Origin of the sequence: Subtercola boreus (assembly GCF_006716115.1) — a bacterium.
Lineage (GTDB): Bacteria > Actinomycetota > Actinomycetes > Actinomycetales > Microbacteriaceae > Subtercola > Subtercola boreus.
The window spans coordinates 2,222,414-2,235,060 of sequence record NZ_VFOO01000001.1; the positions used below are offsets into that span (position 1 = coordinate 2,222,414).

Annotated in this window: 13 protein-coding genes; 2 read left to right on the forward strand and 11 right to left on the reverse strand. The window is 66.0% G+C overall.

Annotation, left to right across the window (positions count from 1 at the left end; genetic code table 11):
- Positions 1–2: 2 nt before the first annotated feature.
- The 11 genes from FB464_RS10350 to FB464_RS10400 form a co-directional block, all read right to left on the reverse strand.
- Positions 3–1,151 carry an acetyl-CoA C-acetyltransferase gene (locus tag FB464_RS10350; protein ID WP_116413931.1) on the reverse strand — a complete coding sequence of 383 codons (1,149 nt, stop codon included), beginning with the start codon at positions 1,149–1,151 and terminating at the stop codon, positions 3–5.
- Between the two features lie 143 nt (positions 1,152–1,294).
- Positions 1,295–1,861 carry a TetR/AcrR family transcriptional regulator gene (locus FB464_RS10355; RefSeq protein ID WP_170151864.1) on the reverse strand — a complete coding sequence of 189 codons (567 nt, stop codon included), beginning with the start codon at positions 1,859–1,861 and terminating at the stop codon, positions 1,295–1,297.
- A 128-nt stretch (positions 1,862–1,989) separates the two neighbouring features.
- Positions 1,990–3,087 (reverse strand): phosphotransferase family protein, encoded by a 1,098-nt coding sequence (locus tag FB464_RS10360; protein ID WP_116413929.1) that lies wholly within the window; start codon positions 3,085–3,087, stop codon positions 1,990–1,992.
- On the reverse strand, positions 3,084–4,322 hold the full coding sequence (locus FB464_RS10365) for an acyl-CoA dehydrogenase family protein (RefSeq protein ID WP_116413928.1): 1,239 nt from the start codon (positions 4,320–4,322) through the stop codon (positions 3,084–3,086). The genes FB464_RS10360 and FB464_RS10365 overlap by 4 nt, the downstream gene beginning before the upstream one ends.
- A gap of 2 nt (positions 4,323–4,324) precedes the next feature.
- Entirely contained in the window at positions 4,325–5,110 is a 786-nt protein-coding gene (locus tag FB464_RS10370; protein ID WP_116413927.1) for an SDR family oxidoreductase, read from the reverse strand.
- Positions 5,107–5,865: an ABC transporter ATP-binding protein gene (locus FB464_RS10375; RefSeq protein ID WP_116413926.1), complete on the reverse strand. Its 759-nt coding sequence runs from the start codon at positions 5,863–5,865 to the stop codon at positions 5,107–5,109. Before FB464_RS10375 ends, FB464_RS10370 begins: the two co-directional genes overlap by 4 nt.
- Positions 5,862–6,629, reverse strand: coding sequence for an ABC transporter ATP-binding protein (locus FB464_RS10380; protein ID WP_116413925.1), 768 nt, complete (start codon positions 6,627–6,629; stop codon positions 5,862–5,864). The genes FB464_RS10375 and FB464_RS10380 overlap by 4 nt, the downstream gene beginning before the upstream one ends.
- Complete coding sequence (locus FB464_RS10385; RefSeq protein WP_116413924.1) at positions 6,626–7,600, reverse strand: branched-chain amino acid ABC transporter permease; 975 nt, start codon at positions 7,598–7,600, stop codon at positions 6,626–6,628. The genes FB464_RS10380 and FB464_RS10385 overlap by 4 nt, the downstream gene beginning before the upstream one ends.
- Entirely contained in the window at positions 7,597–8,472 is an 876-nt protein-coding gene (locus tag FB464_RS10390) for a branched-chain amino acid ABC transporter permease (RefSeq protein WP_116413923.1), read from the reverse strand. The genes FB464_RS10385 and FB464_RS10390 overlap by 4 nt, the downstream gene beginning before the upstream one ends.
- A gap of 21 nt (positions 8,473–8,493) precedes the next feature.
- Positions 8,494–9,717, reverse strand: coding sequence for an ABC transporter substrate-binding protein (locus FB464_RS10395; protein ID WP_116413922.1), 1,224 nt, complete (start codon positions 9,715–9,717; stop codon positions 8,494–8,496).
- Between the two features lie 81 nt (positions 9,718–9,798).
- Positions 9,799–10,869, reverse strand: a complete 1,071-nt coding sequence (locus FB464_RS10400; protein WP_116413921.1) for an LLM class flavin-dependent oxidoreductase — start codon at positions 10,867–10,869, stop codon at positions 9,799–9,801.
- Between the two features lie 225 nt (positions 10,870–11,094).
- Here FB464_RS10400 and FB464_RS10405 point away from each other — a divergent pair, with 225 nt between their 5' ends.
- Positions 11,095–12,084 (forward strand): LLM class flavin-dependent oxidoreductase, encoded by a 990-nt coding sequence (locus FB464_RS10405; RefSeq protein WP_142206664.1) that lies wholly within the window; start codon positions 11,095–11,097, stop codon positions 12,082–12,084.
- Positions 12,081–12,554, forward strand: a complete 474-nt coding sequence (locus FB464_RS10410) for a MaoC/PaaZ C-terminal domain-containing protein (RefSeq protein WP_211327307.1) — start codon at positions 12,081–12,083, stop codon at positions 12,552–12,554. The genes FB464_RS10405 and FB464_RS10410 overlap by 4 nt, the downstream gene beginning before the upstream one ends.
- Positions 12,555–12,647: the final 93 nt, after the last annotated feature.

A 12,647-nucleotide genomic window follows, 5' to 3' on the forward strand; every position in this document is an offset into this window, starting at 1 on the left:
AGTCACAGCAGCTCCAGAATCGTCACGTTGGCCTGCCCGCCGCCTTCGCACATCGTCTGCAGGCCGTAGCGCTTACCCGTGCGCTGCAGTTCGCCCAGCAGCCCGGTCATGATGCGGGCCCCGCTCGCCCCGATGGGGTGTCCGAGGGCGATGGCACCGCCGTTGACGTTGAGGCGTTCCGATTCGACCCCGAGCTCCTTCTGCCACGCCAGTACGACAGAGGCGAAGGCCTCGTTCACTTCGAAGAGGTCGATGTCATCGACAGTCAGGCCGCTCCGTTCCAGGGCACGGCGCGTTGCGGCGATCGGTGCGGTCAGCATGTAGACGGGGTCGTCTCCCAGCACGGTCATCGTGTGCACGCGGGCGATGGGCTTCAGGTCGTGGCGCTCGACGGCGTCGGCAGAACACACCAGCAGGGCTGCGGCGGCGTCGGAGATCTGGCTGGAGAGTGCCGCCGTGACGCGGCCACCCTCGCGGAGGGTCGGCAGGCCGGCCATGCGCTCGAGGCTCGTGTCCCGCCGGGGGCCCTCGTCCACCGCCAGGCCGCCGAACGGCGTGATCTGGCCGGTGAAGTACCCCGAGTCGATGGCGTGCACAGCCCGCGCGTGGCTGGCCAGCGCGTACTCCTCCATCTGCTCGCGGGTGATGTTCCACTTCTCGGCGATGAGGTCGGCTGCGCGGAACTGATCGATCTCCTCGGCGCCGTAGTGCCGCTGCCAACTCTCGCTCTGGAACGGGCTGGAGAAGGCCAGGTCGTGTCCGACGGTCCAGGCGAGATTGATCGGAACGACACTCATCATCTGGATTCCGCCGGCGACCACCACATCCTGTGTTCCGCTCATCACGGCCTGGGCCGCGAAGTGCACGGCCTGCTGCGAGGAACCGCACTGGCGATCGATGGTGACCCCGGGGACGTGCTGCGGAAGACCTGCCGCCAGCCAGGACAGACGGGCGATGTCGCCGGCCTGCGGGCCCACGGAGTCTGTGTTGCCGAGAATGACGTCGTCGACCGCGCCGGGATCGATCCCGGTTCTCTCGATGAGCGTCTGGAGCACGTGGGCAGCCACGTCTACAGGGTGTTGCGACGACAGGCCACCGTTCTTCTTTCCGACCGGTGTTCTGACAGCTTCGACGATGAAGGCTTCTGGCATTGGGGCTCCCTGACTGACAGAATCGAGCTTATCAATCAATCGGTTGGTTTGTCCAGAATGCCACACGACGCAGAAAGCCCCCGGGCCGAAGTGGCGCGGGGGCTCTCTGGGAGGCTGGTGAAACTGCGTTCAGCGGCGGTCGATCAGTGCTCGGGACGGTCCTGCGAACGGAAGATGGCAGACATGGCCATGTCGGTGTAGTCCTTCGCAATCGACTCCGCCGAGTCGGGCCCGTCTGAGCGGAACCAGTCTGCGACCCAGTTCGTGCCCCCGATCACGAACGACGAGATGTGCTTCAGCTGCACATGGGACTCGACGCCCTCCGCCTTGTAGGCCTCGGAGATCAGCTCCCGCAGAAAGACGTCATACTGTCGCCGGTGCTTCGAGATGGTCTCCTGGCGCTCACCGGTCAGGTACCGCCAGTCGCGGAAGTACAGGGTGGTGCGCTCGATGTTGTTGAGGGTGACGAGGAGGGAGCGCTCGAGGTAGGTGCGCAGCTTGTCCACCGGACCGACATCCAGTGCCGAGATCTCGATCATCAGCGCTTCGTTCTCGACGTGGGCGTCGTCGAAGATCCTGAACAGCAGGTCTTCCTTCGAGCCGATGTAGTGGTAGACACTGCCCTTCAGAACGCCGATCGCATCGGCGACATCCTGCACGCTCGCCGCGGAATAGCCTTTGCGCGAGAACAGGGCAAGGGCCGCACGCATCATCTCAGGATCGCGATTCCTGCGCTCCCGAGGTGCCTTCTCTGCCGTTCCTTGCGGATCCGCCACGTTGTCCCTTCCCGATCTACGTCTACGGTATCTTCGCACACGCTCATCAACCCCCGGCCGGTTCAGGATGTGCGACTGCTGCCGATCCCCGCGAACTCGCGTGCGCCCTCCAGAAGCCGGGGCACACCCGTCTCGAGGGTGGGCCCGAAAGTGTCACCCGGTCGCTCACCGTCGAGCCAGCGTGTGTACATCGCCTCGCAGAAGATCGCCGCCTTCCAGAGCGCAAGCGCCTGGTACCAGCGGAGGTCGCCGAGGTCGACCTTCATGCGCTGCTCGTAGAGCGCCGCAATTTCGTCCCGTCGCAGATAGCCCGCTTCCCGCGTGACAGGAGTGAGCTCCAGCGGCGTCGGTTCCACGCCCGGCTCGGCATAGGTGGCCGTCAGGTAGCCGAGATCGGCCAGGGGATCGCCCAGGGTTGCCATCTCCCAGTCGAGGATGGCGGTGACTTCGGCCGGCGCCCGGCTGGCGAACATCAGGTTGCCGGCGCGGTAGTCGCCGTGCACGACAGATGCTCGCTGGCTGTCGGGCACGGTGCCACGCAACCAGTCACCGAGCTCGGCGACAGCCGGAAGCGTGCGCTTCGAGGTCACTCCCCACAGGGAGGCGAAGCGTTCGACCTGCCTCGCGAGGTAACCGTCGGGACGACCGAATGCCGCCAGAGGGCCGGTCGTCACATCGACGCTGTGCAGCGCGACGAGCGATTCCACGATGGCGACGCTGGTCGCGCGGCGCTGTTCGAGAGTGTCCAGCATCACGGGGATCTCATCGGTGATGACCTCCCCGTCGAGGAACGACATGACGTAGAAGGGAACACCGAGGATCGACTCGTCCCCCGTCGACGCCAGGATGCGGGGCACCGGAATGCCCCGTTCGCCCACGAGGTGCTGGATGCGCGCCTCGCGCAGCATGTCGTGGGTCGACCGCGGCAGAGGCGGCCTGGGCCCCCTCCGCAGAATGAACGTCTCGGCTCCGCGGTCGATGCGATAGGTGATGTTCGACTGGCCGTCACCGATGCGCTGCCAGTCGATCGGCCCATCCCCCAGAGCGTTGTCGTCAAGGAACTGCGTCACCGAATCGACGATCAGCAGCGGAGGTGAGGGCAGTTGCAGGGCTTCGGCGCGGGAGGCCACGACCTCTGTGCCATCGGGTGTCGTCGTCATGAGTGGGTGTTCTCCTCATCGTCATAGAGCGTCGCGAGGAAGGGCTCACCGTGCTCGACCGCCTTCTTCCGTCTGGCGGATGCTCGCCTGGAGATCACCCATTTGTGAGTTTCGTTCGATCCGTCGTAGATGCGGAACGGCCGCACCTCGTTCAGGTACGACGCGAGCGGCAGATCATCGGAGACGCCGTCACCACCGCAGAGCTGAATCGAGCGGTCGATGACTCTGTTGACCGCCTCTGAGCAGTACACCTTCGCAATGGATGACATCGCGGAGCCTGCCTTGCCGTCTGTGGCGAGAAGCCCCGCCGTCTTCGTGATGATCGCGTCCGACGTCTCGATGTCGATGACGCTCTGCGCGATCATCTCCTGGGCGATGCCCAGCTCGTCGATGGGCGCACCGAAGATCTGGCGCTGCCCGATCCGGTCGAGAGCGATGTCGAGCGAACGGCGGGCGAGACCCAGCCAGCGCATGCAGTGCGTGAGACGAGCGGGGCCGAGGCGCACCTGCGCGTAACGGAAGCCGAGACCGACCTCACCGAGCACAGCGTCACGGTCGACCAGGCAGTCCTCGAAATCGACATGGGGGTGCCCGCCCCCGATCGCGCGGTCGATGGTGTGGATGTGCCGGCCCAGGCGCACGCCCGGGTTGGCCGCATCGACCAGGAACATCGTCGCCCCTGCTTTCGCACCTTCGACAGCCGGAGTCCGGGCCATCACGATGAAGAAGCCGGCGCCGTCCGCACCGCTGATGAACCGCTTGCGACCCGAGATCGACCAGCGCTCGCCTCGCAGCTCGGCCGTCGTCATCAGCGCATCCGGATCCGAGCCCGCACCGGGATGCGGCTCGGTCATCGCGAACGACGAGCGCACCTCGCCCGCGGCGAGCGGCGTGAGATACCGGATCTTCTGGTCATCGGTTCCGATCAGATTGAGCATGTGCATGTTGCCTTCATCGGGCGCCATGCAGTTGAGAACGCTGGCGCCGATGGGCGAATAGCCGGCCTCCTGGAAGACCGGCGACCAGTACTCGATCTCCAGACCCTGCCCGCCGAACTCCACGGGAACGTGGGGTGCGAAGACCCCGGCCGCCCTGGCCTGCTGCTGCAACCCCGCCTTGGCCTCGTCGGTGAGCCGTGCGCCGGGACGGGGTTCTGCCGGGATCACGACCTCGCGGATGAAGTCGTGGGTGCGCGTCCGCAGGTTCTCGACATGTTCGGGTAGAACGTTCGTCATGGTCAGGCCACCCCACCGGCGACCAGCAGGCCGCCATCGAGGTTGAGAACCTGGCCGGTGATCCAGCTCGCGTCGCCTGAGGCCAGGAAGGCCACAGCCGAGGCGATGTCCTCCGGTTCCCCGAGGCGGCCGAGCGGGTACTCGGCCGCCACCTCGGCTTCCCTGCCCTCATAGAGCGCTTCGGCGAACCGCGTCTTCACCACGGCAGGCGCCACCGCGTTCACGCGGATCTCCGGGCCGAGCTCGACAGCGAGAGTGCGGGTGAGGTGCGCCACCGCCGCTTTGCTGATGCCGTAGAAACCGATCCCGGGTGACGGATTCTGCCCGGTCACCGACGAGACGCTGACGATGACCCCGGAGCGCTCTCGGAAACCGAGCCGAGGGTGGTGTACGACATCCTGGGCCCAGGCGAGGTTGCCGAGCACGTTCACCTCCATGATCTTTCTCGCGGCCGCCAGGTCGAGCTCCAGGAGCGTGCCGTAGACCGGATTGATGCCCGCGTTGTTGACCAGGATGTCGAGGCCGCCGAATTCGGTTGCGACCGTGTCGAGAACTGCGGCGCGGTGCTCGGGGTCGTCGGCCTTGCCCGCCACGGCGATCACCGAACCGGCTGGGAAGTCTGCGGCGGCTAGTTCGAGGGCCTCGGCTTTCCGCGCGGTGATGCACACCCGTGCTCCCTCCGAGACGAGTCTGACGGCGACGGCCAGACCGATGCCGCGACTCGCACCGGTCACGATCGCGACCTTCCCGTCGAGGCGATGCGTCTGGTGGATGATGGGATCGCTCATTCGGTCTCTGTTCCTTTGTCTGCTCGTGAATCTGACGCTGTGTCTGCACTGAATCCCATGTGTTGCTCGAGCAGGAGGTCGAGTCCTGTACCCGATTCGCTCGAGCCGACGATCTCGCCGCGGATGAGAACGTATCCGCGGTCGATGACCCGGTGCAGGGAACGGATCGACGGCTCCGCCATGACGATCGCCACCCCGCTCGCCGCGAGCTCCCGCACCACATCGATGATCTGGGTCACGATGAGCGGGGCAAGGCCGGTCATGGTCTCATCCAGCAGCAGTACATCAGGTCGGCCCATCAGCGCTCGGGCGACCACCATCATCTGCTGCTCGCCGCCGCTCATCACGCCCGCCAGGGCCTTCGACCGGGTTCTGAGCACAGGGAAGCGGTCCAGCGCGTGATCGACGGCGGTGCGCTCCAGCGAGAGCATGTCGGCCATGATCTGCAGGTTCTCGCGAACGGTCATGCTCGGGAACAGCTGACGCCCCTGGGGGACGATGGCGATCTGCCGGGCGCGCTTCCGGGCGGTGACGCCGGCCAGCGCCACGCCACCGAGCCCGACCTCACCCGATGCCTGCACACTGCCGTAGATCCCCAGCAGCAGGCTGCTCTTGCCCGCTCCGTTCGGCCCGGCGATCGCCGTCACGGTGCCCGGGGGCGCTGAGAACGAGATGTTCCGGAGCGCCTGGGCCTTTCCGTACTGCACGCTCAGGCCGCTGACAGTCAGGCCGGGATCCGCAACCTGCGTTGTCATGAATGCTCCTCCCCGAAGTAGACGAGCTTCATCTGCGGGCTCGCGAGACACTCGATCGGGTTGCCGTCGAAGACGACCTCGCCCTGCTGCATGAGAATGATCCTGTCCACGATCTCGCTGACGAGGTCGACATTGTGGTCGATGAGAATGACGGCGTGGCCCCTGCTCTTCACGATGCGGATGGCCTCAGCGATACTGGCGATCCCGCTCGAGTCCGCCCCGGCGAAGGGCTCGTCGAGGATCAGCACCAGTGGCTTCTGGCCGAGGGCCCGCACCACTTCGACGAGTCGCTGCTCGCCGAGCGAGAGATCCTTCACCGGTCGATCGAGCCCGTTCAGGCCGATCTCCGCAGCAAGAGCCTCGACCTCGGCCCGCCCCTCGGAGTTGCCGCCTCGGACGACTCCCGAGAAGAACCCGGCGACCATCTGCCAGATCGTCGCGTGCCTGACGCCCGCCGTTCCCACGACCAGGTTCTCGCGCACAGTGAGCGAACTCGCCAGCAGTGGATGCTGGTAGGTGCGTGCCAGCCCGGCCCTGGCACGCTTCGAAGGAGGCCCCGAGAGATCCTGACCGCTGAGGGTGAGCGTGCCACTGTTCGCGACCTGGGTTCCGTAGATCAGGTCGACGAGGGTGGTCTTGCCTGCACCATTCGGCCCGACCAGGCCCAGGACCTCCCCCGCAGCCAGGGAGATGTCGACGTTCGTGACCGCCCTCACCCCGCCGTACTGCTTGGTCAGATTCCGTCCGGCGAGGAGCTCTGTCACGGTGTCCTCCTCGAGAGTGAGCGCATTCGGCCGAACAACGACCGTGCGTTGGCGAAGTACCCCAGAACGCCCTGGGGTGCAAGCACGAGGATGGCGAGAACCGCGATCGACAGCACGAAGGACCCGTTGCCACTGAAGAGGGAGGAGTTCACCGTGAGTTCGACCACGATCGCCGCACCCACGATCGCCCCCCAAGGCGTGGCCAGCCCGCCGATGAGCGGCATGAACAACACGAGGAAGACGATCTGCACCGTGAAGGTCTCCGGCGTGATGCCCCGCACGGAGGTGGCGAAGGCCGCGCCGCCGAGCGATGCGATCGCCGCACCGAGCGCCAGGATGACGATAGTGATGCGGGGCACGCGAGTACCCGATCCCTCGACGGCGACCGGCGTCTCGCCGAGCGCTCGCACGAGGATTCCGAAGTCGCTCCGGCGCACCCTGTCGATCGCGAAGCCGATCACCAGCACGACGATGACGCCGCCGATCGTGAGCACGAGTGCGGAGGGCTTCCAGCCGAACACCGACAGGGGCGGGACTCCGCCGATGCCGTTCGGGCCGCCCAGCGCGTCAGAACTGATCAGCCAGGTCTGGAATGCCGTCGCGAAGAGCAGCGTGACCGCCGCGAGGTGGTCGGAGCTCAGGCGGGACGTGACCAGTCCGAGCACGATCGCCAGCGCAGCAGCGACGATCGGGCCGAGGATCCAGCCCAACCAGCCGGGAAGTCCCAGGCTTGCAGCCAGGTACGCCGTTCCGTAGGCACCGATCGCCGCATAGGCGCCGTAGGCGAGGGAGAGCGATCCGCCCCAGGCCAGCGGCATGTACATGCCGAGTGCGATCAGCGAGTAGCTGACGCCGAGCGTGATCACGCCGAGCCGGTAGTCGGATCCGCCGCCCCAGACGAAGAGTGCGATGGCGAGCACGGTGGCCACGACGAGGGCGCCCCAGCCCTGGGAGAGCTTTCTGGGCTTCATATTCTCACCTGCCGGGTTATCAGGCCCCGGGGTCTGAAGGCGAAGAAGATCAAGGCGATCGCCAGAATGGCGTAGTCGGCGAACTGGCCGGACAGATAGAACGGAACGAACACCTGCAGCAGGGCGAGGATCAGGCCTCCCAGGAGCGGCGCCCACCACGAACCCGATCCGCCGATCACCAGAGCGAGAAAGCCGAGGAGCGCCCAGCCGAGGCCGCGGTCCCAGGAGACTCCTCCCTTGGCCGCGTACGACACCCCGGCGAAGGCGGCGATCACGCCTGCGATCACGAAAGCCGTGATGCGCACTCGGCCGGTGGGCAGTCCCAGCAGTTGGGCTGCCGGCCGGTTGTCACCGACCGCCCTCAGCATCCGCCCCGTTCCGGTGACCCGCACCCACACGGTGACGCCGACGAACGACACCACCGTCAGCGCCATCGTGATGATCATCGGGCCGGAGACGTAGGCGCCCGCGACCTCGAGGGGATCGATCACCAGCAGCTGCTGGCCCGGCAACTGCTTGCGGCCGAAGAGCAGGCCCGCCGTCTGGGTGATGGCGAAGAGCATCGCGATCACCGCCACGAGGGCCGGCAGTCTGGCACCTCCCGAGCGGCGCTGGATCGGCCTGACCACCCCGACCTCCGTGAATGCGGCCAGCAGGCCCGCGAGCGCCAGCGCCGCGACCACCGCGAGCCACACCGGCAGGTGCATCGTCTTGGCGAACGAGGCCGCCGCCACACCGCCGATCATGGCGTAGGCGCCGATCGCGAAATTGAAGAAGCCGGCCCCTTCCAGAATGAGCATGTAGGCGAGGCCGAGCAGGCCGAAGAAACAGGCCTGCTCGACAACGGAGTACCAGAGTTGAACGTGATCCACGAGTGGGCGACGATCCGTTCGTCAGCACGCCGGCTGGAAGGTCGACCATTTTCCAGCAGGTGTGTTGTCGGAACCGAAGTCGAACAGAGCGAGACCGCAGAGGCTGTCTGCCCCGACGTGCTTGGTCGGGGTGTATGAGATGCGGAAACCCTCCTGGCCGACGTGCGGCTGGTAGTCGGTGGTGGCATCCATTGCGGCCTTGATGGCTGCAGGATCGTCCGTGCCGCCAGCGGTCTTGATCGCATCGAGCAGCACCATCAGGCCGTCATAGCCCTGCGCAGCGAAATAGCTCATCGTGAAGTCCGAGCCGAGCGCTGTGGTGAGCTTCGCCTGCAGGTCTTCGGTTCGCGGATTCGTCAGGTCGAGCTGTTGCATGAACACGAGGCCGTCGAGCGCGCCGGGGGTGGCGAGAGCCCACGAATCACTCTGGCTGCCGAACGATCCCTGGCTGAACCGGGGCACATCGGGCATTGCCTGGTAGAGCGCCGAATGGGCGAGCGCCTCGAACTGGCCACCGACACTCTGCACGAAGATCGCGTCGGGGTCGGAGTCCTTGATGCGGGTGGCCTGGGCCACGAGGTCGGTGGAGGCGACAGGCGCGACCTCGTCGGCGACGATGGTCACACATTTTCCGAAAGCGTCCTTCAGCGGTCCGGCGAGGGACTTGATGGCCGGTGAGTCATCCTGCAGGTAGGCGAGTTTCTTGATGCCGGCTTTCTCGAAGGCCCCGCAGAAGACGCTGCCGTAGTCGGTGACAGGGTTGACCAGCGTGTAGACGTAGTCGGCGTCGGGCTGGTCGGTGAGCGTCGGCAGCACGGCGACGGGTGCGATGGTGACGACCTTCGCCTGCTCGATGATCGGCTTGACCTGTGCCACGACCGATGCGGTCGAGAGCCCCAGAATTCCGACGGCCCCCTGCTCGATGAGCGACTGGTAGACAGCCGGCCCCTTGGCGGGGTCGCTCTCGGTACTCTCCTCGATCAGCTTCACCGGCCGGCCGAGGATGCCTCCGTTGGCGTTGACTTCGGCGACACCCGCCACGACGGCGGCGCCGGCCAGCGGGTTGTACGAACTGCCCGGCCCCGTCTTGTCGAGGTCCATTCCGATCAGGATCGGGTCACCGGTCGGGGCTGCGCTCGCTGCCCCGGGCAGGATGCTGGTGCCGCCGCCGTCATCCGAGCATCCGCTCAGTGCCAGCGCCACGGTCACCGCTGCGGCTGCGAACAGCGCTGCTTTCTTTTTCATCGGATTCTCCTCATTGAGAGTGGTGCAGGGTTGTCTTGCGGAGTGCTGTGCTGTGCTGTGCTGCTGTGCGCCGACCTGCGTCTATGCAGGGTCGACGATCTTCGGCGTCACTTCTGCGGCGAAGCGTGCCAGCGACTCGCGCCACGGGCTGGGGTCGGCGGTGTAGTCGTAGTCGGTGATGAGAAGAGTGCCGATGCCGCCCACGTTGTCGACAAAGCTCTGGATCTTCTCGGTGACGGTCTCGGGGCTGCCGACGAGCCAGACATTGTCGACGAGGTAGTCGAGGTCGACATCGGATGCCTCGACATCGAGGCCCTTGACGATCCACTCGGTGAGACCGGCGGCCTGGTAGATCGGCAGGATCCGCTCCGCCCAGACCTTCGCCAGGGTTCCGTTCAGGGCCTGCTCACGGGCCTCCTTGTCGGTGTCGGCGATGTACAGCTCCCGGCAGACGCGCACCTTGCTGCGTTCTGCTGTGCGGCCGGCCTCGCGGGCGGAGGTGTCATACGTCTCCCAATGGTTCTTCAGGAGCTCGTCTCCCGCATAGAAAGAGATGGGCGAATACCCTCGCGCACCAGCCAACTTGACCGATTTCGAGTTCGGGCTGAGGCTCGTCATCGCGATGTCGATGTGGCCACCCCACGGGCGCACGTCCCGGAGCGATCCGGCGGGCTCGTCCTCGGGGAACCCGGCGCGGAAGTACTTGCCCTCGAACTGAAACGGCTTGGCCTCCCAGATGCGCTCCATGATTCCGATGGCCTCCTCCTGCATGGCCGCGTTCTCAGACAGGTCGGTGTGGCCGTGCACGAGTCCGTCGTTCGGGAACGCACCAGGCCCGATTCCGAGCATGTAACGTCCCTGCAGCACATTGCTGAGGAAGGCCGTCTGGATGGCCAGCGTCGCCGGGTTGTGGTACGGCAGCAGGTGGGCGCCCGGGGCGAGCATGATGTTCGTGGTCTCCCGCGCGGCCGCCGCAATGACCAGCTCCGGGCTCGGGATCTCTTCCAGCGTCACGGTGGAGTGCTCAGCGATCCAGTATTCGTGAAAACCTGCCTTGTCGGCGAAGATGGCCTGATCGACGGCCCAGTCGAAGCTTCGGCGCGGCGTGTTCGGCGCGAGCATGTACGGCGACTGAAAGATTCCGGACTTCATTGTGGCTCCTTTGCCAACGTGATGCTCGGGCGACGGGGGAGAGAACTTTCCCGATGCACGTCTGATAAACAACCAACTGATCGTTTGATTGGATACTACGACAAACCCTTCGCCGCCCTCAAGAGTAAAGACACTATCGTTGTAAGCAACCATCCAATTGGTTGACTTTAACGCTTCTCAGGTCGAAGCTGGCTGCCACATCATTCATCACACAAAGGCGTGACCATGAAGATCTCCTGCGCATTCGGACCCTCACGAACAACTCCCGGTGACATCAGGCTGGCCGAAGAGCTCGGCTACGACGGAGCATGGATCTACGACTCCCCCGCCGTCTACCTCGACCCGTGGATGACGCTCGCCCTGGCGGCGTCGCTCACAGAACGGATCGATCTCGGCGTCGGGATGCTGACTCCGGCGCTGCGCCACCCCCTTGTCACCGCCTCTGCGATGGCGACGGCCTACGAACTGGCGCCCGGCCGCATCGTCATCGGCGTCGGAGCGGGCGCGAGCTCGCGCTGGCTGCTGGACGAGAAACCCATGCGCTGGGCCGAGATCGGCGACTACCTCGGAACGCTCAAGGCACTCCTCCGCGGGGAGGTCGCCGAGTGGAACGGTCATGTGCTGCAGATGAAGCACCCGGACGGCTGGGGGCCGGAACGGCCGATCCACATTCCCGTCCTCGTGGGGGCAGAGGGACCCAAAGGGCTTGCGGTCGCACGAGAGCACGGCGACGGCGTCTCGACCTTCGTGCAGACGGCCCCGCAGGAGTTCGATTGGATCATGCGCCTCGTCTTCGGCACCGAACTCGAACCGGGCGAAGACCTCGACTCCGACCGCATCCACGAGGCGGTCGGACCGATCGCCGGGCTCGGCTACCATGCCGCCTACGCCTGGTCGGGCCGGGACGCCGTGCTGGGCCTGCCCAACGGCGAGGCGTGGATCGAAGCCGTCGAGGCCATCCCGGAGCGCGAACGGCACCTGTTCGTGCACGCCGGGCACGGCGTCGTGGTGAACGACATCGATGAGGGCATCGTGCCCCGGGAGGTCGCCGTCGCCGGAACCTGGGTGGGGAGCGCAGACGAGATACGCCGCCACATCGAAGACCTGGCCGATGTCGGCGTCACAGAAGTCACCTACCAGCCCGGCGGGCCGGACCTCGCGCGCGAGCTCGAGACGTTCGCCGCCCTCGCAAAGGAATTCCAATCGACGACGTGACCACGCCCCGCGGATTGACGGCAGAAGACCTCACCATCGGAGAACGCACGGACATCGGGAGCTACACCCCCTCGATGGCCGAGATCATCCAGTTCGCCGAGCAGTGGGATCCACAGCTCTTCCACATCGACGTCGAGGTCGCTGAGGCCGGTTACTTCGGCGGGATCATCGGCAGCGGACTCCACTCCCTGTCGATCTTCCAGCGGCTGTCTGTGCTGAACCTCTACCGGGAATGGGAGGTCATTGCCGGGCGGAGGATCCACGACATCCAGTTCACGACGCCCCTCCGCCCCGGTGTCACCGTGCAGGGATCCGTCACCGTCGAGGCCGTCGTCGCAACGCACCCCGAGCGCGCCCTGGTGACGACCCGGGGTGAGCTCCACACGGCTGACGGGGGCTCGATCCTCACGATCGTCGCCGACTCCTACGTCAGGCGCCGTCAGGCGGCGCCGGCACCACTGGGGCGTTGAGTGCCAACGCCCCACGAGCAGACATCCCGACCCGACGGCATCAGAACAGCGCGACGGACAGCGCACATCGACACGCCCAGCCCGTGTCGGCAT

Bases quoted from the DNA above. Each gene is read 5' to 3' on its own strand.
- FB464_RS10350 (WP_116413931.1), bottom strand. From the start codon at position 1,151: ATGCCAGAAGCCTTCATCGTCGAAGCTGTCAGAACACCGGTCGGAAAG.
- FB464_RS10355 (WP_170151864.1), bottom strand. From the start codon at position 1,861: ATGCGTGCGGCCCTTGCCCTGTTCTCGCGCAAAGGCTATTCCGCGGCG.
- FB464_RS10360 (WP_116413929.1), bottom strand. From the start codon at position 3,087: ATGACGACGACACCCGATGGCACAGAGGTCGTGGCCTCCCGCGCCGAA.
- FB464_RS10365 (WP_116413928.1), bottom strand. From the start codon at position 4,322: ATGACGAACGTTCTACCCGAACATGTCGAGAACCTGCGGACGCGCACC.
- FB464_RS10370 (WP_116413927.1), bottom strand. From the start codon at position 5,110: ATGAGCGATCCCATCATCCACCAGACGCATCGCCTCGACGGGAAGGTC.
- FB464_RS10375 (WP_116413926.1), bottom strand. From the start codon at position 5,865: ATGACAACGCAGGTTGCGGATCCCGGCCTGACTGTCAGCGGCCTGAGC.
- FB464_RS10385 (WP_116413924.1), bottom strand. From the start codon at position 7,600: ATGAAGCCCAGAAAGCTCTCCCAGGGCTGGGGCGCCCTCGTCGTGGCC.
- FB464_RS10395 (WP_116413922.1), bottom strand. From the start codon at position 9,717: ATGAAAAAGAAAGCAGCGCTGTTCGCAGCCGCAGCGGTGACCGTGGCG.
- FB464_RS10400 (WP_116413921.1), bottom strand. From the start codon at position 10,869: ATGAAGTCCGGAATCTTTCAGTCGCCGTACATGCTCGCGCCGAACACG.
- FB464_RS10405 (WP_142206664.1), top strand. From the start codon at position 11,095: ATGAAGATCTCCTGCGCATTCGGACCCTCACGAACAACTCCCGGTGAC.